Below are 16,487 nucleotides of genomic sequence, written 5' to 3'. Positions count from 1 at the left end.
CGTCACTCCCCCTCCGGTGCCGTGAGCCCGGCGGCACCTCGCAGGTGGGCCAGGACCGCCTGGCGCAAGGAGTCAGGGGCGAGGACCACGACGGCGTCACCAAGAGCGGCGACGGTTCCGGCGAAGGAAAAGGGATCCTCGTACTCGACGGCGATGAGGTCGCGCCCCTCCAGGTGCGCAGGCAGGGTGGTCCGCGGGGCCTGAGTCGGATCGAGGTGGGCCCCGGCCAGACGCAGTCCCAGGGCCCGCCCCGGAAGGGCGGCGAGCAGAGCGCGCTGGCGGCTAGGGGCATTGGCGGGAAGCCGGGTGAAGGCTCCGGGGTGTCCATGAACAGTCACCGGCCCCGCAATGCGGGCCAGGCGGAAGGTCAGCATCCTGACGGAGGTTCCTTCCGGCTCCTCTGGGTCCTTGCTGCTGTCCGTGTCGTGGCTACTGGTGGGCTCGACGGCGTCGAGGTACCAGGCGCCCTCGGCCAGGCGCAGGTGGTGGGGCTCGACGGTGCGTGCCCGGGTGCTGCCCGAGCGGGCGGAGACGTAGTCGAAGGTGACCAGGCGGCGTTCGTCGACCGCAGCGACGAGGGCCTCGGGGATCTCGTCGCCGGACAGGTCAGCCGTGAGAGCCGGAAGGCCGGCGGAGACATGTCCCGTCGATCCCTCACTGACGGCCCGCAGCTTGGTCAGTGCCCGCCGGGCGGTGGCGGGCAGGTCCCCGTCGCGCCAGGCGGAGGCGGCCAGGCTCAGGCAGGCGGCCTGCTCGGCGCTCAGGTGCAGCGCGGGCAGGGTGTACTCCTCGTCGTCGATCCGGTAGCGGGGCTCGTCGGGGCGCCCAGTGGTGGTCACCTCAATGCCGAGCTCGCGCAGCGTGTCCTTGTCCCGCTCGAACTTGCGGCGCGCCGAGACCGGATTGGTGGCCGGGTCGCCCGAGGCGTATCCCGGCACGCCGGCCACGAGCTCCTCGGCACTGAGCCCGGTGGTGGTGTTGCGCAGGGTGAGCAGAAGGCTCACCAGGCGCTCCTCGGTACTGCGGGTCTGCTGGCTCACGGTGTCTCAGCCTAGGAGAATCGGGCGGCATACGGCTCGTGGCGCGCGCGCCCGGATAGTCTGCCGCCATGATGTGGCGCGACGGCGTAGTGAGTGGGGCCAGGACGGCGTGGGGACCTGCGGGGCGCTCTTGCGCAGAGCTGGACGTGGAGATCACCGGGGCTCCGAAGGGCGCGAGCAGCCTGATGCCCGGTCTTCAGGTCCGCGCGGTCGCCTACGAGGCCCTCACCGGGGTGCCCGTCGCCGGGGAGCGGGTGAGGCTGGAGGTCTCAGCCCTCGACCGCGCCCTGGGCACGGGAGGGCACGCCATGGTCAGCGCTCGCCTGGACGCCCTTCCCGCCGACCCGCCGCGCGAGGGGCACCTCGTCAAGGCCCGCTACATGCCCGACCAGGTCATGGTCACCGGCGTCGACGAGCAGGGCACCACCCACCACGGCCTGCTGTCCCAGCCGATCGGCGACGTCGACCTGGAGGGGATGCCGGTGGTGGTGGCCGACCTGCACTCGAGCCTGCCGGCGGTGCTCGCCGGGCTGCGCTCCCCCGACGGTGCGAGGCAGCCGCGCGTCGTCTACGTCATGACCGACGGCGGTGCCCTGCCCCTGGCCTACTCCCGCCTCGTAGCCGCCCTGAGCGAGGCCGGCTGGCTGGCCGGGACCGTGACGGCCGGGCAGGCCTGGGGCGGTGACATCGAGGCGGTCAGCGTCCACAACGCGCTCCTGGCGGCCCGGCACGTCCTGCACGCCGATGCCGCCATCGTCATCCAGGGACCCGGGAACCTGGGCACCGAGACACCCTGGGGCTTCTCCGGAGTGGCCTGCGGGGACGCGGTCAACGCCATCGCCACGCTGGGCGGGCGCCCGGTGGCCTGCCTGCGTGTCTCCCAGGCCGATGCCCGCCCCCGTCACCTGGGTATCTCCCACCACTCGATGACCGCCTACGGGCGGGTCGCGCTGGCGGGTGCCGACGTCGTCATCCCCATCCTGGAAGGGGCACTGGGGGCGCAGGTGCGTCGGGAGGCTGAGGTCCTGTGCGAGCCGCGGCCGGGTGCCGCGCAGCACCGGCTCGTCGAGGTCCCCGCCGATGGGCTCATGGAGCTGCTGCGCGCGGCCGAGGCGGAGACCGGTGTGAGGCTGTCCACGATGCGGCGGGGTTTGGACGAGGACACGGCCGCCTTCATCGCCGCGGCCGCGGCCGGTCGCCATGTGCGCCGGATCCTGGATGCGGAGGCGGTGCATGGCTGACCTATCTGCGCCGGTTGATGAAGCGGTGTTGCCACTAGCGACGAACCTGTCTGCGGCCTACGACTGGCGCGCCCGTCTCCGCACCGTACCGACGCGAGGAAGCCGCTGGTCGCGATACGCCGTCCCAGTCGTGGACGTGGCCCTGGGCGCCGTCTTCCTCATCTTCGCCCTTGAATCGGCCACCTTCATCCTCCGCTTCGGCGCCTACGCCGTCTACGTCGCGGACTTCGCCCTGTGTCTGGCACTGGCGCTGGTGCAGTTCGGCAGGCTTCGTTTCCTGCGTGTTTCCTTCATCGCGACCTACGCCCTGCTCGCGGCCTATGCGATCCTCGTGGTCCTCTCCCCGGTCAATATCGGCCTCAACCCGATCATCGCCACGGCGGTCACCGGCCTCTACACCGTCACCCGCTGGGAACCCGACCGGCGCTGGGGCACGGCGGCGCTTCTGCTGGCTCTGGCCGGTGCCCTGGTCAACCCGGTCACCCTCGCCAGCTACTCCAGGGCTCACGGATCCAGCGCCGATCCCACGGCTGGCTCCGGCTGGGACGGGACCATCCTTCTGATCAGAACACTCACCAGCCTGGTCTTCGTCGGTGCCGTGGTACTCACCTACCTACTGGCCTCCTCCCGGAGGCGAATCGCCGAGAACCAGGCCCGCGACGTCGGCATCGCCGCGGCCCAGGCGGTTGCGGCCGAGCGCCTCAGCCTGGCCCGTGAGCTCCACGACCTTGTGGGCCACAGTCTCACCACGATCAAGGTGCAGGCCGCCACCGGCCTGGCCCTGGGCGGTGAGGAACGACTGCGCAGCACCCTGACCACCGTGCGCGATACGGCTGACGACTCCCTGACCTCCGTACGCCGACTCGTCTCCGTCCTGCGCTCCGACGCCGGCGATATCACCCCGCTGGCGGACCTGCGCACCATCCCCGTGCTCATCGAGACGACACGAGGATCAGGTGCCCGTATCAATGCCGTGCTGCCGGGGCCGGGAGTGCTGGAGCGCTGCAACGAGGGATGGTCGGCGATACAGCGGCTCACCCTCGTCCGGCTCGTTGGAGAGGCGCTTACCAACGCTGTCAGACACGGATCCGGTCAGATCGAGCTGAGCCTGATGCTGACTCCGTCATCGTGCCATCTTCACGTGTCCAACCCGGTGTCCGAGACGGTGGAGCACTCGCTGTTCGGAGGCAGCGGGCTCGTCGGTCTGGAGGAGCGACTCAGGCTCGTGGGCGGAACCATGTCCCACGGCGTTCAGCACGATGACGAGGGCAGCAGCTTCTTCATCCTTGACGTCGACTTTCCTGTGGTGCCGCTCGAGCTGCCCGCGAGCGCTACGGATCCGGACCAGAACTCCGGTGAGATGACCGGTGAGACAGGACTAGGAGACTCCAGATGACCCTTAGCACGATCAAGGTTGCCGTTGTCGACGACCAGCCGCTGCTGGTGAGCGCCTTCAGCGCCCTTGTGGACGCGCAACCCGACATGGAGGTCGTTCTGGAGGCCGTCAACGGGCGCGAGGCTGTCGACCGACTCAGTGCCCGAGCCCGTGCTCCTCAAGGCAGTACCGACCTGGTGCTCATGGACCTGCGGATGCCGGTCCTGGACGGGATCAGTGCCATTCGTGAGCTGCGCGCCGCACCGGCCACTGCCCCTGTGCGGGTCCTGGTCCTGACGACCTTCGACGACGAGGACCTCGTCCTGGCGGCGCTGGGCGCCGGCGCCCACGGATTCCTCCTCAAGGACGCCGAGCCGACGACGCTGCTGGAGGCGGTCCGCGTCGTCGCCCGCGGCGGGTCCTGGTTGGACCCGGCCGTCACCGGCACCGTTCTGGCGCACCTTGATGCAGGTACCGGAGCGGATGCTGCGCAGCCACCGACTTCGCCGTCGGGACCGACTGACGGCGCCGTGCCCGTTGTGGGGGCACCGTCGGGCCCCTACGAGCCCTTGACCGGGCGAGAGGACGCCGTCCTGGCCCTCGTGTGCCGAGGGCTGAGCAATGCCCAGATCGGCGAACGGCTCCATGTTGCGGAGTCGACGGTCAAGTCCCATGTCAAGACGATCCTGGGCAAGACCGGCTGCCACAACCGGGTCGAGCTCGTCATCTATGCGCTGACCACCGGGCTCGTCCAGCCACAGTAGTCCTCCTCCCCAGGGAGGAGACGGGGCCGTGGTGGCGAGTACGGGCTGTATCCCTGGTGGGGATCCGCCGCGGTACCGTCGCACACGAGCATAGGGCCATGACATCTCCCCACACAGCCACCACTACGGCATCACCTCTCCCCTCTCCTACGCACACTACCGGCCTCGCCCCCGGGTTGAGGCTCTCCGGGGTCTCGAAGTCCTTCGGCCGCCAGAGGGTCCTCACTGACCTCGACCTGTCGGCCTATCCCGGCCGTGTCTACGGGCTGCTCGGTCTCAACGGCGCCGGCAAGTCGACCGCCTTCAACATCGCTCTGGGACTGCTCAAGCCCGACGCCGGCCGGTTGGAGATCCAGGGCGCTCCGTTCTGCCGGCGCAGCCTGGCCCATGTGGGGGCCTCCATCAACGGTCCCGCGCTCTTCCCCCAGCTGTCCGCACGGCGCAACCTGCTCGTCCACTGCCGCTTGACCGGCACCTCCCCGGCGACGATCGACCCGCTCCTGGAGCGTGTGGGTCTGGCCGGGGTCGGCAGGAAGCGTGCCGGATCCTTCTCCACGGGTATGAAGGTGCGCCTGTCCCTGGCCATGGCGCTTCTGACCGACCCGGAGGTCCTCATCCTTGACGAGCCTCAGAACGGACTGGACCCCCAGGGCATCATCGAGCTGCGCGATCTCGTGCGGGACCTGGCCGATGAGGGTCGCACCGTCGTCGTCTCCAGCCACCAGCTCGGCGAGATCGCCCGCATGAGCGACGACATCGGGGTCCTGGCAACCGGCCGCCTCGTCTACGAGGGTCCGTTGGTCGACTTCGCCGACGCCGACGACGAGCGGGCCATGGAAAAGGCCTTCCTGGCGGCGGTCACTGGAAGCGGACGCCGCACCGGGACGGGGGTCGGCGCATGAGCACCGTTGCGCAGCCACAGACCCGGGTGAAGGTGCGGGGGAAGGCAGAAGTGAGGGTAAGCCTGTGGGACCTGGTGCGCGCCGAGCTCACCCGCAGCCGGCGCACCTTCACCTGGGGCGTCATCGGGGCGACCCTCGTCTTCACCGTTCACACCATCATCCTGGCGAACGCCTCGATCTCCTCAGGCGTGGTCAAGGAGCTCCAGTGGAACGGCAATGCTCTGGCGTGGATGCATATGTATGCCGGGGCCTTCGCGGTGCCTCTGGGGCTGCTGACCGGGGTGATGGCCCAGTGGCGTGAGCGGAGGTGGCGTCAGGGCGGGACGGCCTGGCGCGCCGTCGAGCCGCGCCGGGTGGCGGCTGCCCGCCTCGTGGTCCTGAGCCTGTCCGCGCTGGCCTGCCAGGTGGCACTGGTCGCCCCGGTGGTGGGGCACGCTCTTATCGTCGGCAGCGGCTGGGGCCCCTGGGACAGGTACCTGCTGTTCGCCACCTACATGTGGATCGTCGTCACCGGGGCCTGTGCCTGGGGCATGGCAGCCTTCCGCGTGCTGCGAGTCATCGCCGTCGGGATCGCCCCTGTCCTCGGCTTCGTCTGGTCCGTGGTGGGCGTGGTCCAGGCCGAGCGGAGTGACTGGTGGATGCTCCCGTGGGCCTGGACGGCCAGGGTCCCACTGCCCCTGCTGGGTGTTCACGGTAGCAGTGTGCTGCTCGAGGCGGACTCGCCGGTGTGGGGTTATCCGCTCCTGCCCGGGTTCCTGCTGACGGCCGCCCTGACGCTGGCCGGTACCGGCCTGGCCGTTCTCGGCGGCACATCTGGGGGTGCTGAGTCCTCCGCGTGGTTCGTCATCGGGCTCAGAGGCCTGCTTCCCGGCGGACAGGCCACCGGCGCTCAGCCGGAGAACGTCTCGGAACAGGCCCCGGTGGAGGCTCCGACGTCGCTGCCCCGGAGTACCCCGCAGCTCCGTGCTACGCCTGCCACCCGTATGGCCCGTATTCCCGGGCCGCGAAGTGCCGTTCTGGCGATGGCCGGTGTCCTGCCCTGGATCGTGTGGGCGGTCCTGACGACCCTGCTGCTCGCCTTCCTGGGTGTCCTCCACACCGTGTATCCACCCGGGTACGGGCAGAGCTTCCTCGAGCTCATGGGAGCGCCGGTTGCCGCGGCCCTCGTCGGCATCACGGTGTGGGGACGCCTCCAGCCCGCCTGGCGCACCCTCATCACTCGCCAGGGATCCTGCGGGATCCTGACCTCAGCCGCGGTCCTCAGCGCCCTCTTCCTCATCCCGGTCCTGGTCGTCTCCTGGATCGTGACCGTCCTCGGCGACACTCTGACCCGCACCGACCCGAGCCTGCCGGCGGTGACCGGCCCGGTCTACGGGCTCCTCGTGATGCCGGCCGTCGCCTTCATGATCGCGGCCGTCAGCCTGGCGGTGGCTCTGAGCACCCGGATCGTCGTGGCGATCGTTCTCAACGTCATCCTAGTCATCATGGGGCTGCTCATCGGCGGCAACGACGTTATGGCGGCCACCTGGCTGTGGCGCCTGGCGCCCTGGGGCTGGATGGCTGTCGCCCACCAGTTCCCCGGGCGCTGGCTGGAGATCGTCCTCCTCAGCCTGATCATCGGCTCGTTGGCGATGACGGCGGCAATGCTCAGCGCCCGGCGGGCAGCCATCCGGGACTGAGCCGGACCACCGGCTCGGGGCTCGGGTAGGTCCACAGTCGGTCGGTGGCCCGTCGGCTTTCCGATAGCCTAGGGCCATGAAGACCTTTGAGGACCTTTTCAGCGAGCTGCAGCACAAGGCGGCCACCCGCCCCGAGGGTTCCGGGACGGTGGAGGAGCTGGACCGCGGGGTCCACTTCATCGGCAAGAAGCTCGTCGAGGAGGCCGCCGAGGCCTGGATGGCCTGCGAGCACGAGTCTGACGAGGCCGCCTGCGAGGAGATCAGCCAGCTGCTCTACCACGCTCAGGTCATGATGGTCGCCAAGGGCTACAGCCTCCAGGACATCTACCGCTACCTGTAAGCCTAAGACCCCCTCACACCTCCTACTCGACCTCCTCTCCACAGATCAGGAACCGCCGTGCTGCGTATCGCCGTCCCGAACAAGGGCTCCCTGTCCGACCCCGCCATCACCATGCTCTCCGAGGCGGGCTACCGCACCCGCCGCACGGGGCGCGAGCTCGTGCTCGTCGATGAGACCAACGACGTCGAGCTGTTCTTCCTGCGTCCGCGCGATATCGCCGTCTACGTCGGCCAGGGCACCGTGCACGCCGGCATCACCGGCCGCGACCTGCTCCTGGACTCCGGGGTCGACGCCATCGAGCACCTGCCCCTGGGCTTCGCCCGCTCCACCTTCCGCTTCGCCGCCCCCAAGGGCACGATGAGCTCCCTGGCCGACGTCGCCGGGCGCCGTGTGGCCACCTCCTACGACGTCCTGGTGCGCGGCTACCTGGCCTCCCGGGGCGTGGAGGCCCAGACCGTTCACCTCGACGGTGCCGTGGAGTCCTCCGTCCAGCTGGGCGTGGCCGACCTCATCGCAGACGTCGTCGAGACCGGCACGACGCTGCGGGCGGCCGGCCTGGAGACCTTCGGGGACCCGATCCTCATCAGCGAGGCCGTGCTGATCACCACCGAGCAGTTCCGCGGAGAGCCCGGTCTGGCCACGCTCGTGCGGCGTCTGGAGGGGGTGCTGCGCGCCCGTGCCTACGTGCTCGTGGACTACGACATCCCCATGAACAAGCTGCACCTGGCGGCGGCACTCACCCCCGGCATCGAGTCCCCCACCGTCTCCCCGCTGCAGAACCCCGACTGGGTGGCAGTGCGCGCCATGGTCCCACGGGCGGACATGAACCGGGTCATGGACGAGCTCTACGAGGTCGGGGCGCGCGCCATCCTCGTCTCCTCACTGCTGGCCTGCCGGTTGTAGATGGCCGCGAGGCATGGCAATGACAAGTGCTGTGGCCACTACCAGCAAAACCGTGCAGGCGCCCAGCGCTGGGACGAGTCCGGCGGTGAATCTCTCACCAGGGGCGTAAGCGCCGAAGGTGGTGAAAAGGGCGGTGCACAGCGCGATGCCTGTGGCCGTCCCCAGCTGACGAGCCGTTTGATTGACCCCCGAGACGACGGCACGGTCCTGAGACGCGATCCCCTCCAGGACTGCGGTTGCCAACGGGGAGAAGGTCAGCCCCATGCCAGTACCTGCGATGAGCATGGGCAGGACGTAGGGGTCATAACCGCTGCTCGTGTGCGCCAGGAGAACGAAGCAACCTACTGCCGCCGTCTGCAGCGCCATACCGATCAGTAGCACCGCCCTTGGCCCGTAGCGCTTGACGAGCACTCCCGCTACCGGGGCCACCACCATGGGAACCATGGTCCATGGTGCTGCGCGCAGTCCCGACTCCAGTGGGCCGAAGCCCATCCCGATCTGAAGGTACTGGCTGACGAGGAACACTGATCCGAAGATCCCGGCGGAGAAGAGCATCGCTACGGTGTTGACCAGGTTGAAGCACCGGTCACGGAACAGGTGCGCTGGCACAAAAGCACTACGAGCGGTGCGCTCCCGCCAGATGAAGCCGGCCAGTGAGGCCAGTGCCAGAGCCAGGCATCCAAGAACCAGGAGGCTGGTCCAGCCGCGGCTGCTGCCCTCCACCAGTGCCCAGGTCAACGGGAAGACGAAGGTCGCCGCCATCGCCAGTCCCGCGAGATCGGTCGACCGAGCCCCGGACCTGCCTACGGTGACAACACTGCGAAGACTCCACCATCCCAGTGACAGGGACAGGGCACCCACTGGGAGATTGATCCAGAAGATGAAGCTCCAGTGCAGATCCTCAACGACGGCACCTCCGACGATGGGGCCGGCGGCAACACCCAGCCCGTTGACGCTGCCCCACACACCGATGGCGAGCTCTCGCAGGTGCGGGGGTACAGCGTCGGCCAGGAGCGCCAGGGACAGTGATCCGATGGCCGCCCCGCTGGCACCTTGGACCACCCGGGCGGCGATGAGTGCCAAGGGTGTGGAGGCCAGTGCGGCCAGGGCCGAGGCTGAGGTGAACAGGAACACTGCCCACAGGAAAAGCCTGCGGCGCCCGATCCGGTCCCCCAGTGCTGCGGTTGGCAGGATCAAGGTGGCATAAGTGAGTGTGTAGGCATTGACGAACCATTGCAGCTCGGTGACCGAGGCCCCCAGGTCCCGGTGAATCTGCGGAAGCGCGATCGTGACCACCAGTGAGTCCAGTGACGTCATCAGGGTGGGAAGGGCGATCGCAATCATGACCCATGCAGACGGGACCCGTTGAGGGCTCTCGGTTCCGGTGGTTGGCGGGGTGGGGGAAGGCTCGTCATGCGAACGATGTGTGGTCTGGGTGGACAAGACGACTCCTAACTGGATAGTGAAAGTATCGATCTAAGTAGATACCGTAGCTATCTATATGTCAACCCAACGCTCCCTGCCAACCAGGTCACCGGAGATGTCGCCGCCGTTCTGCCGTCTCAGGTGGTTGAGCTGCTTCCCTTCGAACCTTGGTTTCGGCGCGCGTGAGTCTTGGGTGCCGTGTGCGCTCGTATGCTCGGACCTGGGTGATATCGCACGACGGCCCGGCGACGTCGCTGGAGAAGGAGGACCATGCGTATCTCGGAGCTCGCCAAGGAGTCCGGGACCCCGGTGGCGACGATCAAGTACTACATCCGCGAAGGCCTCCTGCCCGCCGGTACGCCCGTTAACGCGCGGCAGTCTGACTACGGGACTCAGCACCTGGAGAGGCTGCGCCTTATTCGGGGACTCATGCACGTCCTAGGCGCATCCATTGAGCAGGTGCGTGATGTCATCGACGTGATCAATCAACCGGATCAGGAGCCGTGGGAGGCGATGAAGTTCGCGACCGAGGCGATCCCAGCCCCTCACCAGCACGAGGAGTCGAGGGCGGGCAAGGCGCGTGTGGTACTGGAGCAGTTCGGCCTGCCCTGCTCCCCCGAGCATCCTGCGGTCAGGCACCTTGACGTGGCCCTGGCTTTCGCTGAGGAGATCGGCATGGCCATGAGCTCGGAGCAGCTGGCCGTTTACGTCGAGGCCGCACGGCGGACTGCTCGCGCCGATATCGAGCGTGTCCCTTGGCAGTCGCGCGAGGACTCGGTGAGGCAGGCGGTCCTGGGGACCGTGGTCTACGAGCCGGTACTTCTTGCGCTACGGCGCATCGCGCACCGCGAGCTGGGCATGGCCCACTACGAGCACCACGACGGCGAGCAGGATCCGACACCGGACTCCCCGCCGGAGGAATGACGACGCGACCGGCGCGCCCCTGACACCCGTGTACTTACTGCCCCAGGGGAACGCACACCTCGGCGGCCTTGGGCGTCTTCTTGTCGCCCAGGAGCTTGTGGGAGGTGAGGAACTCGATCATGGCGGCGACGTCGTCGACCCGCACCGAACCAATGGGGTGGCTGCCGTCGCCGCTGACCAGCTTGCCGGTGGCCACGGCGACCTCGCGGGCGCGCTTCGCCTGCGTCTGATCCACCTTGAGGTCGTCCATGTGGTCCTTGGTGGCCTCGACCGCCGCGTCGGGGTCCTTGACGAAGGCGGTCATGCCCCTGATCGAGGCCTTGACGGCGGTCTCGAGGTCCTGACGACGGGAGTCCAGCAGGGATCGGGTCGTCACCAGCGAGACGCCCACGAGGGGGATCCGGTCGGCGACCTGGATGGTGCGCACGGGGGTACCGGCCTGGCGGATCTGGATCGCGTCGTTGTTGGAGAAGCCGACGACGGCGTCGACCTTGCCGCCGACGAGCGCCGCCTGCTGGGTGTAGCCGATGTCCTGGATCGTCAGGTCGGACTCGGTCAGGGAGGCCGTGGACATGGCCAGCTGGAGGGCGTACCAGGTCTCCCCCTTGCGGCCTGGAGTGCCGACGGTCTTGCCCTTGAGGTCCGCGGGGGCCTTGATCGAGGAGCTCTCCGGGACGATGAGGCAGGCCGGGTAGGACTGGTAGTAGCCGCCCACGACGACGAGGTCGGAGCCGTTGGAGGTGGCCACCACCGCCTCGTCGGCGCCGGCGACGACGAGCTGCTCCTGGCCGCTCTGGAGGGCGTCGAAGAGGCCGTCCTGCGCCCCGTGGTGGTGCAGCGTCACGTTCGCGGCGTATGTCCCGTCCTTCTTAGCCATGTAGAAGGGGGCGAACTGGATGTTCGGCGTGTAGGTCAGGCCGATGGTCAGTGCGCCTCCGGCCGCCGAGGCCGACGCCGCGCGGCTGGCGGTCCCCGAGGAGCAGGCGGCAAGTGCTCCGGCGCCGGTGAGCGCCAGGCCTCCTGCCAGCAGCCGGCGGCGCGAGAGGGATGACTGGAAGACGACGTGGTGAGAGAGAGCCATGATGAGGAGTTTCCTTGTGTCGGAGGGGTGGGAAGCGGGGCCGCGCAGGGCTCAGGTGGCGTGTCGGCCTCGTAGGGCGTCCACGGTGCGGCTGCGTCGCTCGAGCTCGTGGAGCACCCAGTGGATGGATGTGGCCAGCACGCACAGGAGCGTGATCGTGGCGAATACTCCCGTGGTGTCGCCCCGGCTCTGCTGCGTGGAGAGCACTGTCCCCAGGCCCTCACCACCCATGATGAGCTCGCCGACAACCGCACCGGTGACTGACAGGGTGAAACCGGTACGCAACCCGGTGTAGATCGCCGGCAGGGCCATCGGCAGCTCCATGTGGATGAGCATGCTCAGGCCATGGGCGCCGTCGAGCCTGGCGGCGTCCATGACGTCGGCGTCCAGACTGCGCAGCCCCAGGAGCACCGTGATGGTGATGGGGAAGAAGACCATGAAGGCGCACAGGACCACGATGGGAAGAGTTCCGTAACCGATCCACAGCACCATGAGGGGCGCGACGGCGATGCCGGGAACTGCCTGACTTGCAGCGACATAGGGCAGGACGGTTCGGGAGAACAGCCGCCAGCGGTACAGGGCCCAGGCCAGGGGCAGAGCGAACACGGCGGCCAGGAGGCAGCCGAGGAGGGCCTCACGCAGCGTGATCCAGGCTCTCCATCCCAGCCCGGCCTGAGTGAGGTTCAGCCACAGGCGGGTGACGACCGCCCAGGGGCTGGGCAGGAAGATCTCGGGGACGGTCCCCGAGCCGGCGACGAGCTGCCAGATGATGAGCAGTGCCGCTCCCAGGACGACGGCGGGAAACGGCCCGCTCCGCTCAGCAGCGCGGATGCGACGGCGGCGACGAGTCGAAGGCCTGGACGGCGACTCTGAGAACGACTCTGACGGGGAGGTCATCGACGAGGCCGAGGACGTCGACGGCTCTGGAACGTCACTGGGCGGCTCGGCGGGGGAAGCGTGGAAGCGCGCGGCCTTGCCGACGGGGCTGGGGCTGTACACGACGGTGTCCTCCCGGGTCCTTCCGGGAACGAGCGCTCCCGGCTGCACCGGGGTCCGCCTGCACGCCGTCGGTCGGCGCACACACGTGCTGGGCGCCCGTCAAGTCCAAGATCCGGTGAGCCCACGGCTGTCCGTGAGATCGGGACATTGTCTTGAACTGCGGGTCTCCCCGCCGGGCGCCACGCGCATCCTCCCATCCGGACTCTCACCGTCGGTGCCGGAGTTCCACCGGCTCAACCGCTGGTCCCCGGCTGCTTGACGCTGCCGTGGCACGAGCGGGTCGCGGACTGTTACCGCCGGTTCGGACTTTCACCGACCCCGGAGCACGTTGCTGCCGATAAGAATACAACGCAATCGTCCCACGACGATACTCGGAGCTTTTCAATGGCTGTGTGTGCGCTCACAGGACGTCATTCAGAGTGTGACTCGAGCCGGTCACCACCAGCAGAACAGTGACGCACGGTGCCCGCAACCGCCCGGCGCAGATGACCGGGGCCCTGCCTGAGGGAGGTCTCCCATGCCTCTGAAGGATCGGAGATCTGGATGATGTCCTGGGCCCCCAGATCACGCAGACGCCGCTGAGCCTCGGCATCGACCCTGACCCGTCCGGCGAAGACGATGGAGGGCACCCCGCACTCGCAGGCCAGGCGGAGCACTCCGCTGACCGCCTTGCCGTCCAGGGACTGCCCATCAACGGCACCCTCCCCCGTCAGCAGCAGGTCAGCCTCCTCCAGCCGCTCACGTAGCTCGACGACGCTAGCCAGATGATCGATGCCGATGGCAAGCTCCGCCCCGAGAACAGCAGCCAGTGCGAAGGCGGTGCCGCCTGCCGCCCCGGTGCCCGGGCGGCAGGCCCAGTGGCTCAGGCCGAGGACTGCGGCCAGGCGCGTCATCTCGCCGTCGATCCCTGTGATCGCGGGCCCGGTCAGTCCCTTCTGCGGTCCGAAGACGGCGGCCGCGCCGTGGGGGCCCGTGAGTGGATTCGTCACGTCGCCGGCCACCGTGATGCTCACACCCTCAAGGCGACGGCGAGCCGGCTCGACCTCGATCCGCCGGATGCGAGAGAGCTCGGCGGGTACCGGCTCCACCTCGCCTCCCCGTTCGTCCAGGCAGCGGGCGCCCAGTGCCACAAGCATCCCCAGGCCCATGTCGTTGGAGGCCGACCCACCCAGTCCGATGAGCAGTGAGCGGGCGCCGGCGTCTACTGCGGCCGCGATGACATGTCCCAGCCCGATGGTCGAGGAGCGCATGACGTCCCGTTCTCCCGGAAGGATGTGCTCCAGTCCCACGCTGGACGCCAGGTCGATGACCGCCCGGTCGCTGGCGCGTCCGAAGCCCGCCGTCCGTGGCCGGCCCAGGGCGTCAACCGTGGTCACCTCCTGCCATGAGGCGTCCCAGGCGGCGGTGATGGCCTCGGCGAAGCCCTCTCCGCCGTCGGAGACGGGAACCTGATCGACCAGGCACATGGGCAGGGCGTCCCGCACCCCGACCGCCATGGCCCGAGCGGCCTGCACGGCGGTCATGGACTCCTTGAAGGAGTCGGGCGCGACGACGATCCTCATGCCTGCAGCACTGTCCAGCTACCCTGCCCGGTTACGCGCGCGAGGCGGTGACAGCGGCGTCGAACTCCTCGGAGATCTCCTCCGAGGGCAGGCTCGTGCGGGACACCGCCCAGGCCACAACCAGGTTGCCCAGGAAACCGGGCACGATCTCGTAGAGGTCGAAGACGCCGCCGGGGCCGCCCGAGACGTTTCCCCAGATCATGACGATGACGGCGCCGGTGATCATGCCGGCGAAGGCGCCCATGGCGCTCAGGCGCCTCCAGTACAGGGACAGCAGGATGGTCGGTCCGAAGGAGGCCCCGAAACCGGCCCAGGCGAAGGCCACGAGGTCCAGGATCGTCTTGCTGGGGTTCCAGGCCATGACGGCTGCGACCAGAGCGATCGCGAAGACCGCCATGCGCGAGTAGAGCACCATCCGGTTACCGCTGATGTCGCTGCCCCGGGTGCGGTTCATCGATCCGTACAGGTCCTCGATGAGCGCCGATGAGGTGACGAGCAATTGGGAGGAGATCGTCGACATGATGGCGGCGAGAATCGCTGCCAGCATGAATCCGGCCACCAGCGGGTGGAAGAGCAGCTTACCCAGCGTGATGAAGACGGTCTCCGGGTCCGCCAGCCGGCTCTTGTCGTGCTGGTAGACGGCCACACCGACGATGGCGGTGCCGGCAGCGCCCAGAACGGCGAAGAGCATCCAGCCGATCCCGATGGTGCCGCCGGCGACGGCCTCCTTGGGGCTGCGGATGGCCATGAACCGGACGATGATATGCGGCTGGCCGAAGTAGCCCAGCCCCCAGGCCAGCGCCGAGATGACGCCGATCAACGTTGTGGTCGGCCCCCAGACGGCCCAGTAGTGGGGATCGACCTCGGAGACTGCCTTGACGAGGTTGGACACTCCGCCCAGGTGCATGACTCCGACGACGGGCACCATGACCAGTGCCGCCACCATCATGAGCCCTTGAATGAAGTCGGTGTAGGACACGGCCAGGAACCCGCCGATGAGCGTGTAGACCACCGTGATGGCGGCGACGATGACCATGCCCAGGCGGTAGTCCATCCCGAAGGAGGACTCGAAGAACCGTCCGCCGGCCACCATGCCGGAGGAGACGTAGAAGGTGAAGTAGACCAGGATGATCAGTCCGCTGGACCAGCGCAGCAGCCGGCGTGTGTCGTGGAGGCGGTTGTCCAGGAAGCTCGGGACGGTGATCGAGTTGTTGGCGACCTCGGTGTAGGCGCGCAGGCGGGGAGCCACCAGCAGCCAGTTCGCCAGTGCCCCGATCGTCAGGCCGACGGCGATCCACCCCTCGACCAGGCCGCTGACGTACAGGGTACCCGGCAGCCCCATGAGCAGCCATCCCGACATGTCCGAGGCGCCGGCCGACAGCGCTGCCACCCAGGGGTTGAGGTCGCGATCGGCGAGCATGTAGTCGTCGAAGTTGTCCGTTCGCAGATAGGCCCAGCCTCCGATGGCGAGCATGGCCACGAAGTAGATGATCATCGCGATGGCTTGATAGGTAACGTCAGTCATTCGTGTGTCCTCATGTCAGTCAGCGGCGAGATACATCGCGGCCGGCGGCGCGCGACAGAATCGGGGTATCCGCTATTTTTCGCAGGATCGGTCTCACTGCACACACAGGACGATCGCGACCGCATAGTCGCCGTCATGGCTCAGAGAGACCGGCCAGCACCCTGGGGTAGATACCTCCCGTCCGAGGCCGTGCTCAACAGCGTGGGCAATAGCGCCGTTCAGACGCAAGGAAGGGCGTCCCCATCGATCAGTGACAAGCTCAACCTCGCGCCAGTCGACGTCCTCGGTCAGGATAACCGGGGAGGCGCTATTTCCGCGACTATTCGCGTATTGCGCGTGTGCCTGGCTCCAGGCCTTGATGAAAGCCTCCTTGGCCGCCCATCTGGCAGCCAGGTGCTGGGCCGGGCTCGATCCCTTCTCCTGCGCGCGACGGCGGGCCTCACGGAGCTCGCGCGCGGTGAAGGCGCGCTGTGCGAAGACGGTGCCGGGTTGATCGAGCTGGGTCTCGAAGTCAGGAATATGCACCAGGTCCGTGCCCACTGCCAGAACGGTTGAGCCGGAGGATGTCCTCGGCATGTCCGGAAACTGCGGCTCAGTCATGATGGAATCCTCATGAAGTAAAACTTACGAATCATTGACGCAAATCCTTTGACGATTCCATGTGAGCCAAACAGGGCCGGTTCTGCAGATGGTATCCATCGTCTGCAGAACCGGCCCTGTCCGCTAT

The 16,487-nt window shown here is 68.1% G+C and carries 15 protein-coding genes and 1 riboswitch; of the genes, 8 read left to right on the top strand and 7 right to left on the bottom strand.

Going from position 1 to position 16,487, the window contains the following annotated elements:
* Positions 1–2 precede the first annotated feature (2 nt).
* Entirely contained in the window at positions 3–1,040 is a 1,038-nt protein-coding gene (locus BKH33_RS02075; RefSeq protein WP_003782845.1) for a helix-turn-helix transcriptional regulator, read from the bottom strand.
* 68 nt (positions 1,041–1,108) lie between these two features.
* Between BKH33_RS02075 and BKH33_RS02070 the strand changes: the two genes are divergently transcribed.
* From BKH33_RS02070 to hisG, 7 genes are all read left to right on the top strand, one after another.
* On the top strand, positions 1,109–2,281 hold the full coding sequence (locus BKH33_RS02070; RefSeq protein WP_076142475.1) for a DUF3866 family protein: 1,173 nt from the start codon (positions 1,109–1,111) through the stop codon (positions 2,279–2,281).
* Positions 2,274–3,677: a sensor histidine kinase gene (locus BKH33_RS02065; RefSeq protein WP_076142473.1), complete on the top strand. Its 1,404-nt coding sequence runs from the start codon at positions 2,274–2,276 to the stop codon at positions 3,675–3,677. Before BKH33_RS02070 ends, BKH33_RS02065 begins: the two co-directional genes overlap by 8 nt.
* On the top strand, positions 3,674–4,420 hold the full coding sequence (locus BKH33_RS02060) for a response regulator (protein ID WP_003782410.1): 747 nt from the start codon (positions 3,674–3,676) through the stop codon (positions 4,418–4,420). The genes BKH33_RS02065 and BKH33_RS02060 overlap by 4 nt, the downstream gene beginning before the upstream one ends.
* A 98-nt stretch (positions 4,421–4,518) precedes the next feature.
* Entirely contained in the window at positions 4,519–5,322 is an 804-nt protein-coding gene (locus BKH33_RS02055) for an ATP-binding cassette domain-containing protein (RefSeq protein WP_043539186.1), read from the top strand.
* Entirely contained in the window at positions 5,319–7,001 is a 1,683-nt protein-coding gene (locus BKH33_RS02050; protein WP_050998500.1) for an ABC-2 family transporter permease, read from the top strand. The genes BKH33_RS02055 and BKH33_RS02050 overlap by 4 nt, the downstream gene beginning before the upstream one ends.
* Before the next feature lie 76 nt (positions 7,002–7,077).
* Positions 7,078–7,341 (top strand): phosphoribosyl-ATP diphosphatase, encoded by a 264-nt coding sequence (locus BKH33_RS02045; RefSeq protein ID WP_003782412.1) that lies wholly within the window; start codon positions 7,078–7,080, stop codon positions 7,339–7,341.
* 57 nt (positions 7,342–7,398) lie between these two features.
* Positions 7,399–8,244 carry an ATP phosphoribosyltransferase gene (gene hisG / locus BKH33_RS02040; RefSeq protein WP_003782388.1) on the top strand — a complete coding sequence of 282 codons (846 nt, stop codon included), beginning with the start codon at positions 7,399–7,401 and terminating at the stop codon, positions 8,242–8,244.
* Here the strand turns inward: hisG and BKH33_RS02035 are convergent.
* Positions 8,221–9,588: an MFS transporter gene (locus BKH33_RS02035; protein WP_043539184.1), complete on the bottom strand. Its 1,368-nt coding sequence runs from the start codon at positions 9,586–9,588 to the stop codon at positions 8,221–8,223. The two genes, hisG and BKH33_RS02035, sit on opposite strands and share 24 nt — an antisense overlap.
* Positions 9,589–9,939: 351 nt before the next feature.
* Here BKH33_RS02035 and BKH33_RS02030 point away from each other — a divergent pair, with 351 nt between their 5' ends.
* Entirely contained in the window at positions 9,940–10,593 is a 654-nt protein-coding gene (locus tag BKH33_RS02030) for a MerR family transcriptional regulator (RefSeq protein ID WP_003782414.1), read from the top strand.
* Positions 10,594–10,627: 34 nt separating this feature from the next.
* Here BKH33_RS02030 and BKH33_RS02025 read toward each other — a convergent pair whose 3' ends face one another.
* From BKH33_RS02025 to acpS, 5 genes are all read right to left on the bottom strand, one after another.
* Positions 10,628–11,674, bottom strand: coding sequence for an ABC transporter substrate-binding protein (locus tag BKH33_RS02025; protein ID WP_003782395.1), 1,047 nt, complete (start codon positions 11,672–11,674; stop codon positions 10,628–10,630).
* A gap of 51 nt (positions 11,675–11,725) precedes the next feature.
* Positions 11,726–12,721, bottom strand: coding sequence for an ABC transporter permease (locus BKH33_RS02020; RefSeq protein WP_003782408.1), 996 nt, complete (start codon positions 12,719–12,721; stop codon positions 11,726–11,728).
* 133 nt (positions 12,722–12,854) lie between these two features.
* Positions 12,855–13,004: riboswitch (FMN riboswitch) on the bottom strand.
* Between the two features lie 79 nt (positions 13,005–13,083).
* Positions 13,084–14,235 carry a glycerate kinase gene (locus BKH33_RS02015; protein ID WP_076142471.1) on the bottom strand — a complete coding sequence of 384 codons (1,152 nt, stop codon included), beginning with the start codon at positions 14,233–14,235 and terminating at the stop codon, positions 13,084–13,086.
* 31 nt (positions 14,236–14,266) lie between these two features.
* Positions 14,267–15,760: a sodium/proline symporter PutP gene (gene putP / locus BKH33_RS02010; RefSeq protein ID WP_003782417.1), complete on the bottom strand. Its 1,494-nt coding sequence runs from the start codon at positions 15,758–15,760 to the stop codon at positions 14,267–14,269.
* Between the two features lie 93 nt (positions 15,761–15,853).
* Positions 15,854–16,360, bottom strand: a complete 507-nt coding sequence (acpS, locus tag BKH33_RS02005) for a holo-ACP synthase AcpS (RefSeq protein ID WP_043539182.1) — start codon at positions 16,358–16,360, stop codon at positions 15,854–15,856.
* Between the last annotated feature and the right edge of the window lie 127 nt (positions 16,361–16,487).

The sequence above is a fragment of the Actinomyces naeslundii genome (genome assembly GCF_001956585.1).
Classification (GTDB): Bacteria; Actinomycetota; Actinomycetes; order Actinomycetales; family Actinomycetaceae; genus Actinomyces; species Actinomyces naeslundii.
This window is presented reverse-complemented; position numbering and strand designations above follow the sequence as displayed.